The following is a 21,427-nucleotide window of genomic DNA, read 5'->3' on the forward strand; positions in this document are numbered from 1 at the left end:
TATGAAAAAAAATTTAATTGAATATTTGGTAGAAACAGTAAAACTGAAAGGTAATAATATTGCCGTTATTGAAAATGATAATTCGATTACCTTTGATCAACTCTATCAAAATATAAGCGTTGTTGGGGAATTGCTTTTGGAGAAATCAAATGTTCTAAATAAACCAATTGCTATTTATCTGCCTAAATCTATTAATTGTGTAATAGCTGATTTAGGCGTGATGTTAAGTGGAAATGCCTATTTAAATTTAGATATAAAAAGTCCTTCACAAAGAATTGGAAATATACTTGATTTGGTTCAACCGGAACTGGTAATTACCACAAGTAATTTGAAAAAAGGATTAGAGGGTATATATCCAGAAGATAAATTACTTTTAATTGATGAGATTGATTTCGAAGTTGAAACAGATATTCATTTTTTGTTAGAAAGATTGGAAGAAAGAAGTATAGATACTGATATGTCTTGTGTTATCAACACCTCAGGATCTACAGGGACACCGAAATCAGTTGCGCTAAATCATAGAAGTTTTATTGACTTTATTGAAGTTTCAGATGAAATATTTCAATTTTCGGAGAATGAAGTTATAGGTTCGTTATCCCCTGTAATATTTGATATATTTAGTTATGAACTATGTATGTTAATTTCTAAAGGAGGATGTATTGTAGTTCTTCCTGAAAATATGGCTGCTTTTCCAATAAAAATTTTAGAAGAAATGCAAAGAACAGAAGTAAGTTTTATTTTTTGGGTACCAACAATAATGGTAAATATTGCAAATATGGATTTACTTTCAAAAATTGATTTAACCTCACTTAGGTTGGTTTGGTTTGCAGGAGAGGTATTTCCTACTAAACAATTTAATTATTGGAAAAAATCACTTACTCACACAAAATTTGCTAATCTTTACGGTCCTATAGAAATAACGTTAGATTGCACTTATTTTATTGTAGATAGAGATTTCGAGGATAATGAACCATTACCAATAGGAATTCCATATAGAAATACGGATGTATTAATTATCACAGAGGAAGATAAATTGGCAGAAAAGGGAGAAGAGGGTGAACTTTGTGTAAGAGGAAGTTCATTAGCTTTGGGCTATTATAATAATCCAGAAAAAACCGCTGCGGCTTTTGTTCAAAATCCTCTTAATAAACATTATCCAGAGATAATATATCGCACTGGGGATGTAGTGGCATTAAATGATAGGAATGAAATAGTTTTTAAAGGGAGGAAAGATACGCTAATTAAACATCAAGGATATAGGATTGAAATGGGTGAAATTGAACACATTGTTGTAAATTCATTAAAAATAGCTAAGAATGCATGTTGTGTATATAATCGAGCTAACAAAGAAATAGTTTTATATTATGAAAATACAACAGATATTGAGCCTTCATTGTTTAGAAAAGAGCTATTGAAAAATCTACCAAAATATATGATTCCAACAGTTTATATAAGGTATGATGAAATGCCTAGAAATCCAAATGGAAAAATAGATAGAGCATTTTTGAATCAGCAAGCTAATGTATAATTACAATGGAGTTAATACAATCTTTCACATTTTCTGATATCAAGGCAGAGTTATTTAGATTAAAGTCAAAAGAAATGAAAACAAATTTCTTTATGACTGAAAATCAATTTTATAATCTCTATGTTGAAAATAAAGTTCAATTTTTCAAAGCTGAAAACGGTTGCTTTCTGTTAGTTGAAGATTCTAATTTCAAAAGGATTTATTTTATAGTTTCAAATGTGACAGAATTAGGTTCATTTTTGGATTATTTGATGAATACCTATGAAATAGAAATTACTGCAGAAATTGTTGGAAAATCTGATTATATAAAAGATATTAAGAAACTATTCGTTACTTACGGATTTTATGAGTACTCCTCCATGGTAAGAATGAGTAGAATTAGAAAAATAATTGATCAGCCAAATTTTGAAAACATTCATTTATTAACTGATAGCAAGAAAGAAGAATTTCAAAGTCTTTACCAAAAATATTTTGATAAATTTGTAGAACGGATTCCATCGTCAGTTGAAATTGATGAATTTATTGAATCAAATAATGCATACTACTTTTCTGATAATAATGAAATTCAGGGATTTATAGTGTTTGAACATTTAGGACTGACAAGTCATTTGAGATATTGGTTTGTACACCCTAAATATAGAGATAAAAAAATTGGATCAAAATTGATGCAACTTTTTTTTAATTCAAATGAAAGCGTAAAAAGAGAGCTGTTTTGGGTTATCGAAAGCAATGAAAATGCAATAAAAAGATATAAACATTTTGGATTTGTGGAGGAAGATATGCATAATGTAATTTTAATAAATAAAAATAAAAAATATGAAGAACCAAATAGTTGAGATATTGAATGGAATTCGTCCAGAGTTTGATTTTGCTACGGAAACTGAATTCATTTCTAAAGGAATGCTAGATTCATTCGATCTGATAACTTTAGTAACGGAATTAGATGAAAGTTTTGGAATTTCAATTGATGGGACAGATATTTTGCCTGAAAATTTTGAAACAGTATCTGCAATAGAAGCCTTATTAATCAAAAATGGAGCGAAATAATGAACATTAATTTCTCAAATAAAAAGATTACTGGGATACTTAGTATTTTACCCTCAAATGAAGTAATGTTTGAGGATGAGATCCATAATTATAGTTTTTCAGAGGCCAAATCGATGAAATTAAAACAAGCTATGGGATTTAAATCTAAGAGAGTGGTATCTGATCAATCTACGACCAGCTTTGATTTAATTGTTAAGGGTTTAGATTATTTGTTTGAGAACGAATTATTATATAAAGACTCTATCGATGTAATTCTTTTTGTGAGCCAAAGCCCTGAATATATTATGCCACCAACGAGTAATCTCATTCATGGTAAATATGGATTAGACGAGAAGGTATTTTGTTTAGATATTAATCAGGGATGTGCAGGTTTTATTATAGGATTACAACAAGCCTTTATGTTATTAAATACTGAAGGTATAAATAAGGTTGTTTTATGTAATGCGGATGTTTTAAGTCCTAAGGTCTCCAAACACGATCGGAACAGTAATCCATTAATAGGTGATGCCGCAGCAATTACGATTGTTGAGAATACTTTAGAAGAGACTAAAATAGTTGGCGAGGTTAGAATGGATGGAAGTGGTGCAATGGCTTTGAATGTTCCTGCGGGGGGTGCAAGAATGCCTATTACGGAGGAGACTTCCACTCTTTATGAAGATTCTTTCGGAAATAAAAGGAGTAAAAACCATTTAGTGATGCAGGGTGATAACGTTTTTAATTTCGTTCAAACGAAAGTTCCTGAACAAATTAATAACATAGTTAAACGATCTAAAGATAGTGTTGATTCAATAGATTATTTTTTATTTCATCAACCAAACCGATTTATGCTTCAAAAACTAGCTGATAAAATTGGAGTAAACAGAGAAAAGTTACCTTCGAATGTAGTTGAAAATTTTGGAAATTCAAGTGGGGTTACCATTCCTATAGTTACTTGTTTCAATCTAGGGGAAAAACTAGAAAATTCAGATTTTAAAGTCTGTTTTTCTGGATTTGGAGTAGGGTTAACTTGGGGAACTATCATTATGACTATAGGAAACTTAGATTTTTGCAAATTAATTTATAACTAATATTTAAAATACATCATTATATGGAAAATTTCTTAGAACAAATGGCGGAAATTATGGAAGTTGATACAGTTAATCTTTCTGATGAATTGACCTCCTTCGAAGCGTGGGATTCTTTAACAACTCTATCTATAATAGCATTAGCAGATGATGAATTTCAAGTTTCATTAACTAATGCAGAAATTGCTGAAGCAAAAACGATTGAAGGATTGCATCAATTAATTTTAAGCAAGCAAAATGCATAACAACTTTTTAGACTTTTCAGAAAAAAGAATCTTAATTACTGGTGCTGGATCTGGAATTGGAAAAGCTACTGCTTTGTATTTATCATCAATAAATGCAAAACTTCTTTTAATAGATATTAATGAAGAAACCTTAATGGAAACCCATAAATCTTGTAATGAAAATTGTGATTTTTTGTTGGTTGATTTATCTGACACTCATGGATTTAATGATGTTGTTGCAAATAAATTAAAATCGTTCGGCTCATTGAATGGATTGGTCCATGTTGCAGGGATCCCTTATGTGTCTCCATTAAAAACATTGAAAACTGATTCTGTCGAAAGGGTTTTGAGAATTAATACAATAGCAGCTTTAGAGTTGGCAAAAATATTTACTAAACATAAAATGTATAGTAATAATAATCCTTCAATAGTATTCATTTCTTCTGTATATGGATTAGTTGGATCTGCCGCAAATGTAGCTTATGCAATGTCAAAGTCAGCTTTGCATGGAATAACAAAATCTTTAGCTATAGAATTAGCACCTAAAAATATCCGAATTAATTGTGTTGCTCCAGGATTTATAAAAACTCAAATGCTAAATGACGTATCTGGAGCATTTGACAATGAATATAACGATCGTTTAAATCAGTTACATCCTTTAGGATTAGGAGAAGCGGAAGATATTGCATATGGTATTACTTATTTATTATCTGACATGAGTAAGTGGGTTACTGGATCAATTTTATCAATTGATGGAGGCTTTACTTCCCAATAATTTATATTATGAAAGAAACACTTTTTTTAACTGGAGCAACAGCTGGAATTGGAGAAGAAATCGCGATAAGACTTTCTAGTCAATACAATATAATATTAAGCGGAAGAAATAATGAAAAGTTGGAAGCTTTGAAAGCTAAGTGCTCCAAAGAAAACGCTGTGTATGTGTTACAGTTGGATTTATCCGATTTAGACAATTTGGAGAAAACTATTTCTTTATTTATTATTCAAAATCAATTAAATATTGAAAAATTTGTACATTGTGCAGGTTATATGAAAATGATTCCTTTAAAATTGGTGAATCAAGATTTGATTTTTGATACGTTTAAGACTAATGTTTTCTCAGCAAATATTATTGTAAAATTATTAACAAATAAAAAAGCCAATAATTCGGCTCTCAATAGTGTAGTTTTAATTTCTAGTAATATTAGTAATCGAGGAGCAAAAGCTATGAGTACATATGGTTCTTCAAAAGCTGCTTTAGATGGATTGATGCGTTCTCTAGCAGTAGAGTTGGCTCCAAAAGTTAGAATTAATTCAGTATTACCAGGAGCAGTAATTACTGAAATGACAAAATCTATTTTTGAGAATGAAGAAGTAAATCAAAGGATGTCGGCACAATATCCATTAGGAATTGGGCAACCAGAGGATATAGCAGAAATTGTCAGTTTTTTATTGTCTAATCAGGCAAGATGGATTACTGGACAACAAGTAACAGTAGATGGGGGTAGAAGTATAAACATTACAGGATAATGGTTAAAATACAAAGGTTTGAAAATTCACCGATAGATTCTGTAACCTATATCATATCTAATCCCGCTAATCTCGAAGCAATAATTGTCGATCCAGGAACTGAAAACGATGAAAGAATTGTTAAATACCTAAATGATAATCTTCTGACTTTGAAATATATTTTTCTTACTCATGAGCATTTTGATCACATTTTAGGGGTTAATTTCATGAGGAGCATTTTTCCAAAAGTACAGCTCATATCTTCACAAAAAACTTCAGAACGTCTTCCAAATTCAAAAAAAAATCTAGCTATATTCCATAATTATTTCAATTTAGTTGTTAATGAGGCTGATCACATCGTGTCTAATGGAAAAATACAAATGATAGATTTAGATTTTGAAATATTTGAAACTCCAGGTCATACTGATTCTTCTATTAGTTTGAAGTTTGAAAAATATTTTTTTTCTGGAGACTTTTTATTAAAAGGAACTCGAATAGTTACAAATTTACCAAGTGGCTCAAAAAAACAATATCAAGAAAGTGTTGAAAAATATTCTGATATGTTAGATGAACTAATAATACATCCAGGCCATGGGGATATTTACGTTTTTAACAAATAAAAAAAAATGAAGCCAATAATTTTTATAGGAAGCGGTGCGGTTGCCTCTGAAGTAATATCTTACCTTGAAGATATAGAAAATTTTAATCCCTCAAATACATTTGAAATATTTGGATTTTTAAATGATAATGAGGAAGATTTTAATACAAAAGCTGAAAAATATGGTTTTCCAAAGTGTTTTTTAGGATCGATAAAAGAACACGATTTTTCGAAGGAATTCAGTTATGTTTTTGGATTTGCTTCTCCTACAGGAAAAGCAAAAATTGCTTCGAATTTAGCTCCTTTAAATTTAGATTTCCCTAATATTATTCATCCATCTGTAGTATTTTCCAAGTCCGCAAAACTTGGTATGGGAAATATTATTTACCCAAATTCCGTAATTGGTCCAAATGTTCAAATTGGAAATTTTAATTTGGTCACATCCTATAGTTTTATTAGTCATGATTGCATAATAGGTGATTTTAATTTTCTATCAACTGCAGGATTAGCAGGTAATGTGAAAATTGATCACCAGAATTTTTTTGGCATTAGAAGTACAGTTATACCTTCCGTTGAGATTGGGTCTAATAATATCATTCAAGCTGGAATAGTTATTGATAAAAATGTTTCAAACAATGAAACGGTATTTTACCGTTTCAAAGAAAAGGTTTCTATAATAAAACAATAATAATTATGTATTTATATGGAGCAAATGGACATTGTAAAGTTGTATTAGAAATTGCCGAACTACTTAATATCCCTATAAATGGAGTTATTGATAAATCTCCAAATTCTAGTAGTTTATTTGGATATCCTATTTACAAAGAAATTCCAAAAGATTGTAAAAACCTTTTTGTTTCTATTGGTGATAATAGTATTAGAAAAGCATTAGTAAATCAAAATTCAAAATATAAATATTCGTCATTAATTCATCCTAATAGTTCTATCTCAAGTCGATCAAAAATTGGAAAGGGAACAGTTATAATGGCGGGGGTTTCGATTAATTCACAAGTAATAATAGGTAATTACTGTATTATCAACACAAATTGTTCAATTGATCATGAATGCTTAATTCATGATTTTGTTCATATTTCTCCAAATGTTGCACTAGCAGGAAATGTCGAAGTTGGAGAAGGTACGCATATTGGTATTGGTTCTTCAATAATTCAAGGTATCAAAATAGGAAAAGAATGTATAGTGGGAGCGGGAGCGGTTATTATAGATGATATTCCAGACGGCTCGACAGTGGTAGGGAATCCGGGGAAAATCATTAAGACAAAAATTATCCAAGATAATAATGATTAAATTTGCATAAAAGAATTGTAAAATGACTGAAAAAATATGGTTATCCTCACCACATATGGGAGGTAATGAATTAAAATATATTCATGAAGCTTTTGAAGAGAATTGGGTAGCACCACTTGGCCCTAATGTGAATGAATTCGAGAAAGAATTAGAAAAAAAATTGCAATCGAATGTAAAAGTTGCAGCACTATCTGCTGGTACTGCAGCTTTACATCTCGCATTAATTGAATGTGGGGTTGAATATGGAGACGAAGTCATATGTCAGTCAATGACATTTTCTGCATCTGCAAACCCTATAGCCTATTTAGGAGCAGTTCCCGTTTTTGTAGATTCAGAAAAAGATACCTGGAATTTATGTCCAAATGCTTTAGAGGATGCTATTAAAGATAGTATTTTGAAAGGAAAAAAACCTAAAGCGATAATTGCAGTACACTTATATGGTATGCCATTTAAGGTAGAAGAAGTAATGTATATTGCGGATAAATATGAAATTCCAGTGATTGAGGATGCAGCAGAAGCTTTAGGTTCTACATATAAAGGCAAAGCTTGTGGAACTTTTGGTAAATATGGTGTATTAAGTTTTAATGGGAACAAAATAATTACAACTTCTGGTGGTGGAGCCTTAGTATGCCATAATTTAGAAGATAAAGAAAAAACAGTTTTTTTATCCACGCAAGCACGTGATAATGCTCCTCATTATCAACATTCCCAAATAGGCTATAATTATCGTATGTCTAACATTTCAGCTGGAATTGGTAGGGGACAAATGGAGGTTTTAGATGAAAGGGTTAATGCAAGGAGGTCTATGCATAACTTTTATGTAGATTTATTTGAAGATATAGATTCTGTAAATGTATTTTCAGAGCCAAACTCGGATTACTTTTCGAATCATTGGTTGTCAGCAATAATTATTGATTCAAAAATGTTGAGAAAAACAAGAGAAGATTTAAGAAAAGAATTTCTTATGGTGAATATTGAATCAAGGCCATTATGGAAGCCAATGCATTTACAACCAGTATTTAAAGATTGTAAATATTTTGGTTCTAACATTTCAGAAAATCTTTTCGAAGATGGACTATGTTTGCCTTCAGGATCAAATTTAAATGAAAGTCATAAAGAAAGAATTTCCAAACTTATTGAGGGTTTCTTTTTATAATGTTTTTTGATTTGTAATAAATGTTTATTTAATATAGATTGGACTAGTTTTTGCTAATCAAATTTAAGCTATTTTTTATTATGAAATTTTTTCTTTATTTAATAATACTTTTGAGTCTGTTTTCGTCTTGTGCTTCGAGGAATGACCTTGTATATTTTCAACAAGATTCTACGTCCTTAAATACTGCTTTCGAGCTTAATGCGCCTAAATTGCAACCAGGTGATATTCTTACTATCTCCGTTACTGCGGATGATATCCGAGCAACAACGCCTTTTACGCTTGTTAATGCATATCAAAGTGGATCTTTACAATCAACTAATCCTTTTATCCCAACTTATACAATTGATGAGAATGGTGAAATTGATTTTCCAAAATTAGGTAAATTAAAACTTCAAGGTAAAACTCGACTAGAAGCCACTTCGTTTATAAGAAACCAAATTAAACCCTATATTGTAGACCCTGGAGTTAATATTGGCATTCAAAATTTCAGAGTAACCGTATTGGGAGAAGTTGTTAAGCCAGGGACTTTTACAATCGATAATGATAGAGTCTCCATCCTGGAAGCTTTAAGTTTAGCTGGTGACTTAACAATAAATGGAGTAAGAAAAAATATTTTGGTTGTTCGTGAAGAAAACGGTCAAAAAAGTGAATATAGAATTGATTTAACACAAAGGCAGTCTCTTAATTCTCCAATTTACTTCCTAAAACAAAATGATGTTATATATGTAGAACCTAACGGCGCTAAAATACAATCTTCGAAATATACCCAAAATACCTCTATTTTTGTATCTATTGCGGGTTTAATTATTACTATTATAGCAGTTATTGTTAAATAATACATTCATGAACGAAAATTTACCTACTAGTTCTTCAAGTTTAAGCGATCAAGATATTAATTTCAAGCAATTATTTGAACAATACGCTTTTTATTGGAAATGGTTTATTGTTTCAATATTGATCTTTCTGATAGGTGCAATAATTTATTTGAGGTATGCGGATAATATATATAATATTACCGCAAAAATTTTATTACAAGATGAAAATAAGGCCACTGGTGAACTTTCCGGTTTATCAGAAATGTCTTCCTTGTCTGGATTAGGAAGTAGTACTCCTGCATTTGTTTCAGATCAAATTGATGTTTTAAAATCTCGTAGGATTTTTAGGAAAGTTGTTGAATTAAATCGCTTGAATTTTAATTATAAGATCAAAGGAAACGTTAAGTCTTCCGAAATGGTTGAATCTAATTCTCCTTTGAGGTTAGTGTTTCTAAACCCTCATGTATCAAAATTAGATTCTATATCCTATTCAGTAAATGTTAATAAAAGAGAAGATGCCTTAACAATTGAAGATAAAGAAAGTGGAAAGCGGACGGTTAAAATAGGACAGAAATTTAATACAACTTTAGGTCAAGCAATGATATTAGCTCAGAGTAATAAGAATTATTCTGGAGATCTGCAAATAACCTATACACCTGTTAATTCAGTAGTTGATCGATTATTAGGAGAGGTAAATATTTCACCTAATAAGGAGAAGCAATCCTATGTGGTGAATTTTTCCATGAATTCAGTTGATATTAACAAGGCAGTTATATTATTAAATTCTTTGATTGACCAATATAATATGGATGTAACTGAAGATAAAACACGAGTTTCTCGAGCTACTTCTGATTTTATCGATTCGAGGTTAGAATTAATATCAAGAGATTTAGCAAGTGCAGATTCTAAGGTCGCGGATTATAAGGATCAAAATAATATGGTCGATATGACATCCGAAGTACAGCTTTATATGCAAAATGCTTCTGAAAATGAAAGAAGATTAATAGAATATCAAACTCAACTTCGCTTAGCTGATATGATGGGGGGGGCTGTAAAAACTAATTCAGGAAATTTGCTTCCATCAAATATTGGTTTGGATGATCCCACTATACAATCTACTGTAAAAAGTTATAATGATTTAGTTTTGGAAAGGGATGATATGCTTAAATCCGCAACGCCTGATAACCCTATTGTTCAGAATTTAAATAAGAGTATAACTGAATTAGGTTCAACACTCAATTCATCACTTTCTAATTATAGACAGGTATTACAGAGCAATGTTAATTCTTTGCAATCACAAAAGAATAAATTTGAAGGAAAGATCAATCAAGTTCCTAATCAAGAACGTGGTTTTAAAGATATAACCCGCCAACAACAAATTGTAGAATCACTATATTTATTCTTATTACAGAAGAGAGAAGAAACTGAAATAAAAGCTTCAGCTACACCAGCTATTTTAAAAGTTATTGATGAGGCTTATGGAGCAAAAACTCCTGTTTCTCCCAAAAAGGGGATTATTTTAGCCGGGGCTCTTATTGCTGGCTTACTTTTGCCTTTCATAATATTATACATTAAATTCCTTCTTGACAATAAAATTCATTCACGCAAAGACATTGAAGAGAAATTTAATTCACCAATCCTTGGAGAATTACCAAGTTCTGAGGATCCAATTGTAAAAGATAACGATAGATCCTCACTTGCTGAAGCTTTCCGGATCTTGAGAACTAACATAAGTTTTATGTTGGGGGCAAAAAAGGATTCTGCGGTTATCTTTGTTACTTCGACAACATCGGGTGAAGGTAAGTCATTTGTCTCTACAAACTTGTCGAGAATCTTGGCAATGTCTGGTAAGAGGGTTTTATTGATTGGTGCGGATATTCGTTCACCAAAAGTACTGGATTACCTAGGCTTATCACATTTACAGCATACCAACATCGGTATTACCCAATACCTGATCAATCCGGATATGCCAGTTGAAAATATCATTCTAAAAAAACCTGCACCTTACGATTTTGATATCATCTATTCAGGTTATATCGCTCCAAACCCTGCTGAGTTATTGATGAATGGTCATTTTAATGATGTGATTGAATATGGTCGTAAGAACTATGATTACGTATTAGTGGATACTGCTCCGGTTAGTTTGGTAACAGATACCTTATTGATTGCTGATAATGCAGATTTAACTATCTATGTAGCTCGTGCGAATTATCTGGACAAACGTTTATTGAATGTTCCTAAGGAACTTTACGAAGATGGCAAGTTGAAGAACATGGCTGTTGTAATCAATGACGTTGACTTTGCAAGAGGATATGGTTATGGTTATGGATACGGTTATGGATATGGTTATATTGATTCGGACTCTGTATCCCTGAGGGCTAAATTGAAAAAAGAATTCAAGAAGCTCTTTAAGAAAAATAAAAAGAAATAACGATAGATAATTAAGACTACCACTCAAAAAAATGTTCAGCTAATTTATTAGCAGGGCATTTTTTTTCCTGGCGGACCAAATGATTATGCCCCGGGACGTTTTAATGCCTATTATGAATCGGTAGAAGGAACCACACCTGGAACTTTCTATGGGGTAATGAATCGTCCGGATGAATTTGTGAAAGCGAGGTATCAGTCCTATGAACTACATGATTGACTTTTCAATAATTTGCTTATAGTTCTGGGAATACAGCTCCTTTAGCTTTTTATGGTTTATAGATGCTATGTTGAGGAGTGTGTATTTTAGCCATTGGAATGGATTTACCTCATGTTTCTTACAGATGGCAAAGAATGAATATATCATGGCCGATCGTTGGGCTGCTTCATGACTTCCTGCAAACAAGTAGTTCTTGCGTCCGAGTGCTACCGGGCGAATGGCATTCTCTACAAGGTTGTTGTCGATCTGCAGATTTCCATCATTTAGGTAAGCCGAAAGGGCATCCCAACGTGCATAGGCATAGGCCATAGCTTTTCCGATCTGGCTTTTGGGTAAGGTTTTCTTGATCTCTTGGAAGATCCATTTGCCCATTTTATTGATGATCTTCAGTGATTTTTCCAGGCGCCGTTCTTTTATCTGTTCAGCAGAAAGCTGTTCCTCTTTTGCCTCATGTTCTATTTGGTAGAGTTCCTGTTGTATATTTCGGATCGATTTGTGCCATTATTAGTTTTTAAGAAACTTTTGGTTACATATTCTCTCTTTAAATTGATTTTACGGTTCGATTTGTGCCACGGTCCGTCAATCATCATCTATGTCCCTACTATCTAAACAACAATGGTTTACGGTTTGATTTGTGCCACTTTCTGAGATCAATAAATTACCTTGTCGCCAAAAAAATCAGCGACACATAGTCACTTATGGTTGAAAGCATTCCCACATGCCGAATTGCTCAATGATGTAACCCTCCCGAAAAGTCGGACTGTTTGAAATGCGAAAATTCGTAACTTAGAACAGTACAATGAAAAAAACAAGAATCAGCGAGAGTCAGATCGTTTCGGCGATCAAGCAACATGAATCAGGTAAATCCACTTCTGATATCTGCCGGGAGTTGGGTGTCCACCAAGCCACATTTTACAACTGGAAGAAGAAGTATTCCGGGATGGACAGCCAAGAGCTGCGACGTATGAAGGAACTTGAGGAAGAGAACCGCCGTCTCAAACAGATGTATGCGGACCTTGCCCTGGACCATAAGATTCTCAAGGACGTACTATCAAAAAAGTTCTGAGGCCCTGCCAGAAGAAGGATGACAGCGAAACGATAGCGAAGCTCCGAGAGCTGGCCGATCGGTATCCAACCGAAGGACAGGACCTTTACTATTCACGGATCCGACATGAGGGACTGAAGTGGAATTACAAACGAATACGCAGGGTGTACCAACTCTTGGGGATGAATCGTCGCAGAAAGACCAGAAGACGACTTCCAACCCGGGTAAAGCAACCATTGTCGATTCCAGATAAGCCGCTAAAAACATGGTCTTTGGACTTCATGAGCGATGTACTAACCAATTAGCGCAAGTTCAGGACACTGAATATCATTGATGACTTTAATAGGCGGGCCATCGCTATTGAGGTTGCACATAGTATGCCAGCAAGCAAAGTAACCTATCTATTGGAACGCATCATAAAAGAGCAGGGAAAGCCTTCACGTTTCCGTACGGATAACGGCCCGGAATTTATCAGCAGGGAATTTCGAGAATGGTGTGCTGACAAAGAAATAGAGATACAGTATATCCAACCAGGCAGGCCTATGCAAAATGCCTACATTGAACGTTTCAACCGCACCTTTCGTGAAAGTATCCTAGATGCCTACCTCTTTGAAGATACTCTGCAAGTACAGATACTCGCAGAAGAGTGGTTACAGGATTACAACTACAAAAGACCACATGAATCACTGGGAGGAAAAACACCAATGGAATACGATGCCCTGCCGGCGGCATGTTATCAATAGGTCAACTTTAAAAAAGATTGACCTATTGATAACAACTATATTTATATTTGAAAACTCGCCTGGATGCCAGTCCGAAAATAGGGAGGGTTACATGATAATCCAGCCATTCGTATCATGCCTGATGGTAAATGTTTTATTTATGGAACTCCATGGAGCGGGAAGACCGCCTGTTATAAAGCGATGAGAGTGGAACTGGCCGGTATTGTTCGATTGCATCAGTTTAAGGAAAATCGTTTTGAACACTTAGAGGGGATGAAAGCTTTCTTAGCGTTGCTCCCCAGCTGCACCGGTATTCGCTGGCATAGCGAATTGTTCCGAAGGATGAACGACATCGTTGAAGGAATTGTTAATAATGTTCCAATTGGTTTTTTACGATGCTTAACAAATGTTGATGCTGCAACCGTTTGCAGAAAAGGATTTTTATTGAATAGGTAAAATCATGTTGTTAATTTCATATTATTTTTTTCTGTAAATTAAGTTTTCTATATGCTTAGGCATATTTTATTGTATTTTTGTTCGGGCATTTACCTGTTTAGAGATATTAACCATATCATACTAATTAAAAGCATAAAACATATAACATGGTTAATGGCATCAACTTTGCATGTTTATTATAAACATTCCTGAAACTAAACTTGGTTCCGCACGTTTGCTATAATATTAATAAGCTCGAATTAGAATAAAATGAATTTAACAGGTTATAATAAATATTTCCGAAAGGATAGCCCTCGATGGGTTATTTTGATGATTGATATATTGATGGTAATATTTTGTTATTACCTGTCAAATTTTGTAATCACGAGTTTTAGTGGCAAATTCTCCATCGAATTAATGGTGAAAAAATCCATAATAGTCACCATTGTGTATTACTTCTCCTTCCTGTATTTCAAAACCTATAGAGGGATTATCCGTCAAACCGGATTTCGAGATGCTTGGTCTATATTTAAGGCGGTAGCAGTGGCTTGGTTGGCTTTGATGTTGATCGCCTTTTTTATTCGAGGAAATTTTGAAGATACGGACGTCATAGGTCAATATTTTAGGCTTTCCTATGCCGTTTTATTTACCCACGCTTTCTTTACCACCGTTTGTTTGGTAGCTGCGCGCGTACTCTACAAAAACATTTACGAGATGTTCTTTTTCGGTGGAAGACAGGTGGAACGCGTATTAATTTTTGGCGCCGGTAATATGGGAACAACTACTTTGAATCTTCTACGAAATGATGTGAGAAAGAAAGTTAAAGTAGTGGCCTTTGCCGATGATAACCCGAGCCGTATTGGAAAGTTAATCAATGGCTATAAAATATTAGACCAAAAGGAACTCAATGCAGAATATGTGCGTGGATTGAAGATCGACAGCATCATCATTGCATTGGATGATAATAATAAAGACAGGTTGTCCCGCATATCCTCTTTAATTGAACCCCTACCGGTAAAATTGAAGATCATGCCTACCTCCGCCAAAATGTTGAGCGGAAAGGTGGCAACAAGACAACTACGCACCTTAAAAATCGATGATCTATTAGGTAGGGAGGCGATAAAACTCGAAAACCCGGTAATCCACGAGATGTTCCGCGAAAAGATCATCCTGGTTACCGGTGGTGCAGGTTCCATTGGATCGGAATTGGTCCGTCAGATCGGATTCACCGATTTCGATAAACTGATCGTTATTGATCAGGCGGAATCAGCGCTATATGATATTCAGCAGGAGTTAAAAAGCAATTGCCATAAGGACGTGTTATTTATGGTAGGAAACGTAAGAGATAGACAGTTCATGGACTCTGTTTTTGAGCAGTTCCTTCCGCAGATTGTATTCCATGCAGCAGCCTACAAGCATGTACCGTTGATGGAGCAGAATCCGTACGAATCAATCTTGACCAACGTATGGGGTTCTAAAAACTTGGCCGATATGGCCGATAAATACGGTGTTAAAAAATTCGTGATGGTTTCTACCGATAAGGCGGTGAATCCGACCAACGTAATGGGAGCCACCAAACGTGCTGCCGAGATCTATGTTTCTGGATTGAGCAGACGCAGCAAAACCAATTTCATCGTCACCCGTTTTGGAAATGTGTTGGGTTCCAATGGTTCCGTTATTCCATTGTTCGAGAAGCAATTGAAAAAGGGCGGTCCATTGACCGTGACCCATCAGGATATTACGCGGTACTTCATGACCATCCCTGAAGCCTGTCAATTGGTACAGGAAGCGGCCGTGATGGGTAAAGGTGGGGAGATCTATGTGTTCGATATGGGGCAACCAGTTAAGATCATGGATCTGGCTATCCGTATGATCCGATTGAAAGGTTTCAATTATCCAGAGGATATCGGTATCGAAGTTACGGGTTTGCGTCCAGGCGAAAAGATTTACGAAGAATTGCTTGCCGATAATGAGAATACGACCAAAACACACCATGAAAAGATCATGATTGCAAGGGTCAATACAGATGATCTCGAGATGAAACAGTCTAAGATCGAGCATTTATGTGGAATTGTGGTAAAACAGAGTGGAGACCATAACCCGATGTTATTGGTCGAGCTATTGAAGGAAATCGTTCCAGAATACATCTCCAAGAACTCCATATTCGCAAAACTGGATAAAAAAGAAATTGCATAGTTTTTAACTATTTTTTAAGGAAAAGGTTGTCTGCATAGTAAAGACAACCTTTTTATTTTTCCCTATATTTGTGAGAAAGGATATTAGCTTTGATTACTAAAGAAACGATTGATAAGGTACTGGATGCGGCTCGTATAGAAGAGGTGGTGGGTGATTTCGTGGATCTGAAAAAGAGAGGAACTTCCCTGATCGGGAATTGTCCCTTCCACAACGAGAAAACGCCTTCCTTTCATGTTTCTGTTTCCAAAGGTATCTATAAATGCTTCGGATGTGGAGCGGGAGGCGACTCCCTCAAATTCATCATGGCGCATGAGAAATACCCTTATCCTGAGGCCATTCGATACCTCGCCAATCGCTATAATATTCCCATTGAAGAAGTAGAACGATCGCCGGCGCAGATTGCTGCGCAGGATAAACGCGAAAGCCTTTATGTCACCAATCAATGGGCAAATAAGTTCTTCCGCGAACAACTCTGGGATTCTGATCTTGGTCGTTCCATTGGTCTATCCTATTTTAAGGAACGCGGATACCGTGAAGACATCATCAAGAAATTTGAGTTGGGTTATTCCCCTGATGCCTGGACCAGCTTGGTCGACAAGGCGCAGGAGGAAGGATACAGCAAGGAATTCCTCATCGAACTGGGACTGGCCGTAGAAAGGGATGATAAATCGCTCTACGACAGATTCCGGGGAAGGGTACTCTTCCCGATCCATAACCTAACCGGTCGTGTATTGGGATTCGGCGGTAGGACCCTAAAAACGGATAAGACCGTTCCGAAATATGTGAACTCTCCGGAATCGGAAATCTATCATAAATCGAATATACTTTATGGTCTCCACCTGGCAAAAAAAGCAATTATGGACAACGATGTCTGTTATTTGGTGGAAGGCTATGCCGATGTCCTTTCCTGCCATCAGGCTGGGGTAGAAAATGTCGTATCCTCTTCGGGAACCTCCTTGACGACTGGACAGATCAAATTGATTTCCCGCTATAGCAAGAATGTGGTCATCCTCTATGACGGGGATGCGGCAGGAATCAAGGCTTCCTTGCGAGGAACGGATATGTTGTTGGAGGAAGGCTTGAATGTAAAGGTTTTGTTGTTCCCGGATGGCAATGACCCCGATTCGTATATAAAGACCTTCGGCGCCAGTGCATTCAAGGAATACCTGAGCAAACATAAGGAAGATTTTGTTTTCTATAAAACGAATATATTATTGAAGGATACCGGTGGGGATCCGATCAAGCGTGCAGAAGTGATCCGGGAAGTGGTGCAGAGTATCGCTTTGATTCCCGATGAGATCAAGGTGTCTGTCTATCTGAAACAATGTAGTACCTTGTTGGATATCGAGGAAAGGGTATTGTTGAGCGAACTCAATAAGATTCGGATCGATACAGCGAAGGCAAAGGATAGGAAGGAGGCTAATCAGGCCGCTAACCAAGCTGCCGCAGCTTCAGCCCCTGATCTGGATGAATTTATTCCGGCAGAAATGTTGGCGGCCATGCAGGCAGAAGGAATCGCTTTACCGGAAGTTTCAAAACCGAAGGTTATTTCTTCCGAGCTCCTCATGGAAAGGGAATTTGTTCGCGTACTGTTGAATTATGGTCGGGAACTGGTTACCTGGGAAGGCAATGGCGATGTGCCGGTTGCACCATTTCTGTTGGCAAGTCTGAGTGATGTGGAGCTAGTGGATCCAGCCTGTAAGCTCATTGTCGAAGAATTTAAAAAACAAGCGGAAAAATACCAGGTGCCTGAAGCGAAGTTTTTCTTCGCCCATGAAAATGTGGAAGTATCTGCCTTGGCTGTGGATTCCTTGGCCAATAGGTACGATATTTCACCGAATTGGAATGATGATAAGCGCAAGATTTTTGTGCCTGAGGAGAAAGATCAACTAAAAGATTTGGTGAATCAGTTGATTTTCCGGTTGAAAAAGAATAAAATTGAACAGCAAATTCATCAGATTCGGGAAGAATTGAAAACGGTGCAGGATGCTGACGAGATATCCATGCTGTTGACAAAATACCAGATGCTGAAGGAAGGAGAGAAATTGTTGGGGAGCTTACTGGGGAATACGGTGGTTAAATAATTTCTGGAGGATATGACGTGTCGGATTTAGGAAAGAGAGGCGAAGAAATGGCACGGTTATTCTTAGAGAGGCAAGGACTGAAGGTGTTGGAGACGAATTGGCGATTTAAGCACCTGGAACTTGACCTGATCGGCATGGATGGAAAGGTACTTGTCTTTGTGGAAGTCAAGTTACGGGGAAAGGGAGAGTTTGTGGAAATCCATAAGATCTTAAGCAAGGAGAAGATACAACGATTGAGCAGGGCAGCGCTGGCCTATCTACGGATCTCCGGCTTTGAAGGGGAAATCCGTTTTGATCAGGTCACATTTATTGAGAATAAAGTAAACTATATACGAGACGCATTTTGGAAATATTAATATGAAAATGAGCACGAAATTATCGGGTTTAAGCCTTTTGATGACACCTTTTTTGTTGGTCATGAGCTGTAAATCACAAAAAGGAGAACTGGAATTTGTAAATCCGGTCACTGGTAGTAAGGTGTTGAAAGGAGATAAAGTTCAGGTGAAATTGAACTTTACAGATGCCAGTCTGGATTCAGTGGTCTATGCGATCGATGGTGAAGTATTCGAACGTAAATCGGATACGTCTACCGTGGTATTTGATTCCAATGAGATTGGTTATGGAAATAAACAATTGACAGCTAAGATCTATTCAGGCGGAAAAGAGGATATGGCCTATAGTGAATTATTGATCGTTCCACCTACACCTAAGAACTATGTATTTGAAGTGGTCAATACCTTTCCACATGATTCAACAGCCTTTACCCAAGGGCTATATTACGATAACGGGGTATTGTACGAATCAACTGGAATGCAGGGACGTTCTTCCCTACGTAAAGTGGATCTTACTTCGGGAAAAGTATTGCAGAAACATGATCTTCCTTCGGAGAGTTTCGGAGAAGGGATGACCGTGGTAGGAAATAGAATCTACATGCTGACCTGGGAAGAGATGAAAGGGTTGGTGTTCGATAAATCCAGCTTTAAGCAATTGAGTACTTTTGCCTATGGGGAGAGTAAGGAAGGTTGGGGTTTGACCTATGATGGGCAACGTTTCATCAAATCGGACGGTACGAATAAGTTGTTCTTTTTGGATCCTACTACCTTGAAGGAAACAGGTTCCATCGTGATCTATGATGATTATGGCCCGGTTGATAGCATCAATGAACTGGAGTTTGTCGATGGTAAGGTATATGCGAATCTTTACCATGCAGACAGGGATATCATGGTGATCATTGACCCGAAAACCGGTATAGTGGAAGGAAAAGTGAATTTTGTTGGTTTATATGATGGCAAACGCGCTTCGACAGGCAATGAAATGAATGGGGTAGCTTATAGGGCTGATTCGAAAACTCTATTGGTAACTGGAAAGGATTGGACCAAGCTTTACGAAGTTAGGATAAAGTAAACAGATTATTTTTAGATTTCTTTGTTGAAAATTTACTATTCTTCCCAATTCCTATCTAGCCATCTCTCTCTTTAGACTTACTATAAGGGTAGATATTTCCTGTTGATTTGTGTGAATGGGAAGCTGATTGCTTTCATTGGGGCTACTCTAATATTCCTATAAAAAGAATTAGATAGCCGTGAGGACGATTGATCCTAGAAAAGGGGATCTCAATATCGGGATTCCCGGGGTCGTAAAACGAGAAGTTTCCACCCCTTAGAATGAGCTCAAGCGTCTGATCATTCCATTTGGAATGTCTCTTAGTAGCAAATGAAAGAATTGGTACCCAGAGATAACAAAAAAGATGTCTACGCCTAGATAGCCGTTCTTAAAATATGGTAAATGTAGATGGTACAGTACCACAGCGATGATGGCCATCCCTCGCAGGAAAGCGATGTCGAACCGAAAATCCATTTTATCCATATCTTTGTTAACTGGTTTAAGCACAAGGTCGTACACGGCGATCAACTACCGAATTTACGTCACTTCACTGAATTGACCATTCTTTTGGGTAATGGGAACAAGGAAGTAGGTCAGGATCGGCTATTCAGTCTGAAAAAAAATGCGCAACCGAATGGACATATTGGTCAGGGCCCACCCTATAATGGCCTTGTTCTGCGAATTTCCCAGTTTAAGTTAACAATAAATCATGACTATACCAAGTTTACTCGGTACGATAGGGGCATGGAAATAGGTTTATTTTGTAAATAATATATTTAGGTCTTTATAATTCCCTTTACCAAAGCCTCCCATTGTACAGAAGAGGCACCCAACTTTGCTCCAAGAGCTACAAACAGGTTCCTTATCCTGTCCATAAATGAATCTAATCGCAGATTCATCAGCTCGTTTCGACCATAATAATTAGCGGTTACGGTATTGCCCACCCTTCTTACTTGGAACGTGGAAGTTGCCAAGTTTTTAAAGAAATGTTTGGTTTCATGGTCATCTTCGACATTGGGTTGTGAGCTCGGACGGACAGTTAAAGTAATAAGATCCTGGTCAATCCCAAAAGTTACACTTATCTGTTCGATTTGCACATAGTCGTACCCTCCTGTACTCTTTAGGCCAGGACCTGGAATATCAATTTTTATAAAATCTCCTTCTTGCGGCTCTTCATTACTGTGTTGTCCGAAAGCATCCAGATGCTCAAAACTTGAAGCGGGCAGTTCAGCAACTTGAAACCATTTGTTGATGCTGAGTAATCGAGCCTTTGCCTCTGAGAAAAATTCTTTTGCAATGGTTTCATTTTGAAAATCTACGGATTCCACAATGTCCATCTTTTTGCCTTCGTGATGGGCTGGTATCTTATGCTCCATAATACGTTTTATTAAAGAACAGCCACAAGACTGGATTAGTTTAATTTTATCTGCGATTTAGGGAGATTTCCCAAGGATTGGAAGTGTCTTAAATTTAGCTTTGTGGCTATTTCTGCCAGATAAGAAATGGTAACCTAGAATACCAGCTCGGAAGCTCTATGTGGCTTTTTCAAGAATCCCAATCAGGAAATCAGGCCATTGGGGAATTTGGAATCGTTTGAATTTGCCGGTTCCAAATGGGGAATCACTATGTAGGACAGGTCCGTTTTATGTAGATATACTGTTGTGGTCAAGTA

Annotated in this window: 21 protein-coding genes and 1 pseudogene; 20 read left to right on the top strand and 2 right to left on the bottom strand. The window is 36.0% G+C overall.

The window, feature by feature from the left end:
- Position 1: 1 nt before the first annotated feature.
- The 13 genes from VJ786_RS02115 (at position 2) to VJ786_RS02175 (ending at position 11,674) form a co-directional block, all read left to right on the top strand.
- A complete protein-coding gene (locus VJ786_RS02115; protein WP_336557138.1) occupies positions 2-1,528 on the top strand; it encodes an amino acid adenylation domain-containing protein in 1,527 nt (508 codons plus the stop codon).
- 74 nt (positions 1,529-1,602) lie between these two features.
- Positions 1,603-2,364 (top strand): GNAT family N-acetyltransferase, encoded by a 762-nt coding sequence (locus VJ786_RS02120; protein WP_336557139.1) that lies wholly within the window; start codon positions 1,603-1,605, stop codon positions 2,362-2,364.
- Positions 2,345-2,575, top strand: a complete 231-nt coding sequence (locus VJ786_RS02125; protein ID WP_336557140.1) for a phosphopantetheine-binding protein — start codon at positions 2,345-2,347, stop codon at positions 2,573-2,575. The genes VJ786_RS02120 and VJ786_RS02125 overlap by 20 nt, the downstream gene beginning before the upstream one ends.
- A complete protein-coding gene (locus VJ786_RS02130) occupies positions 2,575-3,642 on the top strand; it encodes a 3-oxoacyl-ACP synthase III family protein (protein WP_336557141.1) in 1,068 nt (355 codons plus the stop codon). Before VJ786_RS02125 ends, VJ786_RS02130 begins: the two co-directional genes overlap by 1 nt.
- Before the next feature lie 20 nt (positions 3,643-3,662).
- Complete coding sequence (locus VJ786_RS02135) at positions 3,663-3,884, top strand: phosphopantetheine-binding protein (protein WP_336557142.1); 222 nt, start codon at positions 3,663-3,665, stop codon at positions 3,882-3,884.
- On the top strand, positions 3,877-4,638 hold the full coding sequence (locus tag VJ786_RS02140; RefSeq protein ID WP_336557143.1) for an SDR family NAD(P)-dependent oxidoreductase: 762 nt from the start codon (positions 3,877-3,879) through the stop codon (positions 4,636-4,638). The genes VJ786_RS02135 and VJ786_RS02140 overlap by 8 nt, the downstream gene beginning before the upstream one ends.
- 8 nt (positions 4,639-4,646) lie before the next feature.
- Positions 4,647-5,390 carry an SDR family NAD(P)-dependent oxidoreductase gene (locus tag VJ786_RS02145; protein WP_336557144.1) on the top strand — a complete coding sequence of 248 codons (744 nt, stop codon included), beginning with the start codon at positions 4,647-4,649 and terminating at the stop codon, positions 5,388-5,390.
- Complete coding sequence (locus VJ786_RS02150; RefSeq protein ID WP_336557145.1) at positions 5,390-5,989, top strand: MBL fold metallo-hydrolase; 600 nt, start codon at positions 5,390-5,392, stop codon at positions 5,987-5,989. The genes VJ786_RS02145 and VJ786_RS02150 overlap by 1 nt, the downstream gene beginning before the upstream one ends.
- 6 nt (positions 5,990-5,995) lie before the next feature.
- The gene (locus tag VJ786_RS02155) at positions 5,996-6,655 is read left to right on the top strand and encodes an acetyltransferase (protein ID WP_336557146.1); all 660 of its coding nucleotides are present in this window, start codon (positions 5,996-5,998) and stop codon (positions 6,653-6,655) included.
- Between the two features lie 5 nt (positions 6,656-6,660).
- Positions 6,661-7,272 carry an acetyltransferase gene (locus VJ786_RS02160; protein WP_336557147.1) on the top strand — a complete coding sequence of 204 codons (612 nt, stop codon included), beginning with the start codon at positions 6,661-6,663 and terminating at the stop codon, positions 7,270-7,272.
- 22 nt (positions 7,273-7,294) lie between these two features.
- Positions 7,295-8,428, top strand: coding sequence for an aminotransferase class I/II-fold pyridoxal phosphate-dependent enzyme (locus VJ786_RS02165; protein ID WP_336557148.1), 1,134 nt, complete (start codon positions 7,295-7,297; stop codon positions 8,426-8,428).
- 80 nt (positions 8,429-8,508) lie between these two features.
- On the top strand, positions 8,509-9,264 hold the full coding sequence (locus tag VJ786_RS02170; protein WP_336557149.1) for a polysaccharide biosynthesis/export family protein: 756 nt from the start codon (positions 8,509-8,511) through the stop codon (positions 9,262-9,264).
- Between the two features lie 7 nt (positions 9,265-9,271).
- Positions 9,272-11,674: a GumC family protein gene (locus VJ786_RS02175; protein WP_336557150.1), complete on the top strand. Its 2,403-nt coding sequence runs from the start codon at positions 9,272-9,274 to the stop codon at positions 11,672-11,674.
- Positions 11,675-11,878: 204 nt separating this feature from the next.
- Here the strand turns inward: VJ786_RS02175 and VJ786_RS02180 are convergent, their stop codons facing one another.
- Complete coding sequence (locus VJ786_RS02180; protein WP_437129005.1) at positions 11,879-12,379, bottom strand: IS66 family transposase; 501 nt, start codon at positions 12,377-12,379, stop codon at positions 11,879-11,881.
- Positions 12,380-12,689: 310 nt separating this feature from the next.
- On the opposite strand from VJ786_RS02180, the pseudogene VJ786_RS02185 reads away from it, so the two are divergent.
- The 7 genes and pseudogenes from VJ786_RS02185 to VJ786_RS02215 all read left to right on the top strand — a co-directional run bounded on the left by VJ786_RS02185 (position 12,690) and on the right by VJ786_RS02215 (position 20,526).
- Positions 12,690-13,678, top strand: a pseudogene (locus tag VJ786_RS02185) (IS3 family transposase).
- A 114-nt stretch (positions 13,679-13,792) separates the two neighbouring features.
- A complete protein-coding gene (locus VJ786_RS02190; protein WP_336557151.1) occupies positions 13,793-14,113 on the top strand; it encodes a hypothetical protein in 321 nt (106 codons plus the stop codon).
- 249 nt (positions 14,114-14,362) lie between these two features.
- Entirely contained in the window at positions 14,363-16,288 is a 1,926-nt protein-coding gene (locus VJ786_RS02195; protein ID WP_336557152.1) for a polysaccharide biosynthesis protein, read from the top strand.
- Between the two features lie 89 nt (positions 16,289-16,377).
- Positions 16,378-18,372, top strand: a complete 1,995-nt coding sequence (gene dnaG, locus VJ786_RS02200; protein ID WP_336557153.1) for a DNA primase — start codon at positions 16,378-16,380, stop codon at positions 18,370-18,372.
- Positions 18,373-18,389: 17 nt separating this feature from the next.
- The gene (locus VJ786_RS02205; RefSeq protein ID WP_336557154.1) at positions 18,390-18,728 is read left to right on the top strand and encodes a YraN family protein; all 339 of its coding nucleotides are present in this window, start codon (positions 18,390-18,392) and stop codon (positions 18,726-18,728) included.
- 7 nt (positions 18,729-18,735) lie between these two features.
- The gene (locus VJ786_RS02210) at positions 18,736-19,776 is read left to right on the top strand and encodes a glutaminyl-peptide cyclotransferase (protein ID WP_336557155.1); all 1,041 of its coding nucleotides are present in this window, start codon (positions 18,736-18,738) and stop codon (positions 19,774-19,776) included.
- Positions 19,777-20,163: 387 nt separating this feature from the next.
- Entirely contained in the window at positions 20,164-20,526 is a 363-nt protein-coding gene (locus VJ786_RS02215; RefSeq protein ID WP_336557156.1) for a hypothetical protein, read from the top strand.
- A 5-nt stretch (positions 20,527-20,531) separates the two neighbouring features.
- On the opposite strand, the gene VJ786_RS02220 is transcribed toward VJ786_RS02215, so the two are convergent.
- Complete coding sequence (locus VJ786_RS02220) at positions 20,532-21,131, bottom strand: hypothetical protein (protein ID WP_336557157.1); 600 nt, start codon at positions 21,129-21,131, stop codon at positions 20,532-20,534.
- Between the last annotated feature and the right edge of the window lie 296 nt (positions 21,132-21,427).

Source organism: Sphingobacterium tenebrionis, assembly GCF_037126265.1.
Classification (GTDB): domain Bacteria; phylum Bacteroidota; class Bacteroidia; order Sphingobacteriales; family Sphingobacteriaceae; genus Sphingobacterium; species Sphingobacterium tenebrionis.

Coding starts and splice junctions, on each gene's coding strand:
- VJ786_RS02220 (WP_336557157.1), bottom strand. CDS start 21,131: ATGGAGCATAAGATACCAGCCCATCACGAAGGCAAAAAGATGGACATT.
- VJ786_RS02190 (WP_336557151.1), top strand. CDS start 13,793: ATGCCTGATGGTAAATGTTTTATTTATGGAACTCCATGGAGCGGGAAG.
- VJ786_RS02115 (WP_336557138.1), top strand. CDS start 2: ATGAAAAAAAATTTAATTGAATATTTGGTAGAAACAGTAAAACTGAAA.
- VJ786_RS02125 (WP_336557140.1), top strand. CDS start 2,345: ATGAAGAACCAAATAGTTGAGATATTGAATGGAATTCGTCCAGAGTTT.
- VJ786_RS02215 (WP_336557156.1), top strand. CDS start 20,164: ATGGTACAGTACCACAGCGATGATGGCCATCCCTCGCAGGAAAGCGAT.
- VJ786_RS02145 (WP_336557144.1), top strand. CDS start 4,647: ATGAAAGAAACACTTTTTTTAACTGGAGCAACAGCTGGAATTGGAGAA.
- VJ786_RS02155 (WP_336557146.1), top strand. CDS start 5,996: ATGAAGCCAATAATTTTTATAGGAAGCGGTGCGGTTGCCTCTGAAGTA.
- VJ786_RS02195 (WP_336557152.1), top strand. CDS start 14,363: ATGAATTTAACAGGTTATAATAAATATTTCCGAAAGGATAGCCCTCGA.
- VJ786_RS02160 (WP_336557147.1), top strand. CDS start 6,661: ATGTATTTATATGGAGCAAATGGACATTGTAAAGTTGTATTAGAAATT.
- VJ786_RS02170 (WP_336557149.1), top strand. CDS start 8,509: ATGAAATTTTTTCTTTATTTAATAATACTTTTGAGTCTGTTTTCGTCT.
- VJ786_RS02120 (WP_336557139.1), top strand. CDS start 1,603: ATGAAAACAAATTTCTTTATGACTGAAAATCAATTTTATAATCTCTAT.
- VJ786_RS02140 (WP_336557143.1), top strand. CDS start 3,877: ATGCATAACAACTTTTTAGACTTTTCAGAAAAAAGAATCTTAATTACT.
- VJ786_RS02175 (WP_336557150.1), top strand. CDS start 9,272: ATGAACGAAAATTTACCTACTAGTTCTTCAAGTTTAAGCGATCAAGAT.
- VJ786_RS02135 (WP_336557142.1), top strand. CDS start 3,663: ATGGAAAATTTCTTAGAACAAATGGCGGAAATTATGGAAGTTGATACA.
- VJ786_RS02210 (WP_336557155.1), top strand. CDS start 18,736: ATGAGCACGAAATTATCGGGTTTAAGCCTTTTGATGACACCTTTTTTG.
- VJ786_RS02150 (WP_336557145.1), top strand. CDS start 5,390: ATGGTTAAAATACAAAGGTTTGAAAATTCACCGATAGATTCTGTAACC.
- VJ786_RS02165 (WP_336557148.1), top strand. CDS start 7,295: ATGACTGAAAAAATATGGTTATCCTCACCACATATGGGAGGTAATGAA.
- VJ786_RS02130 (WP_336557141.1), top strand. CDS start 2,575: ATGAACATTAATTTCTCAAATAAAAAGATTACTGGGATACTTAGTATT.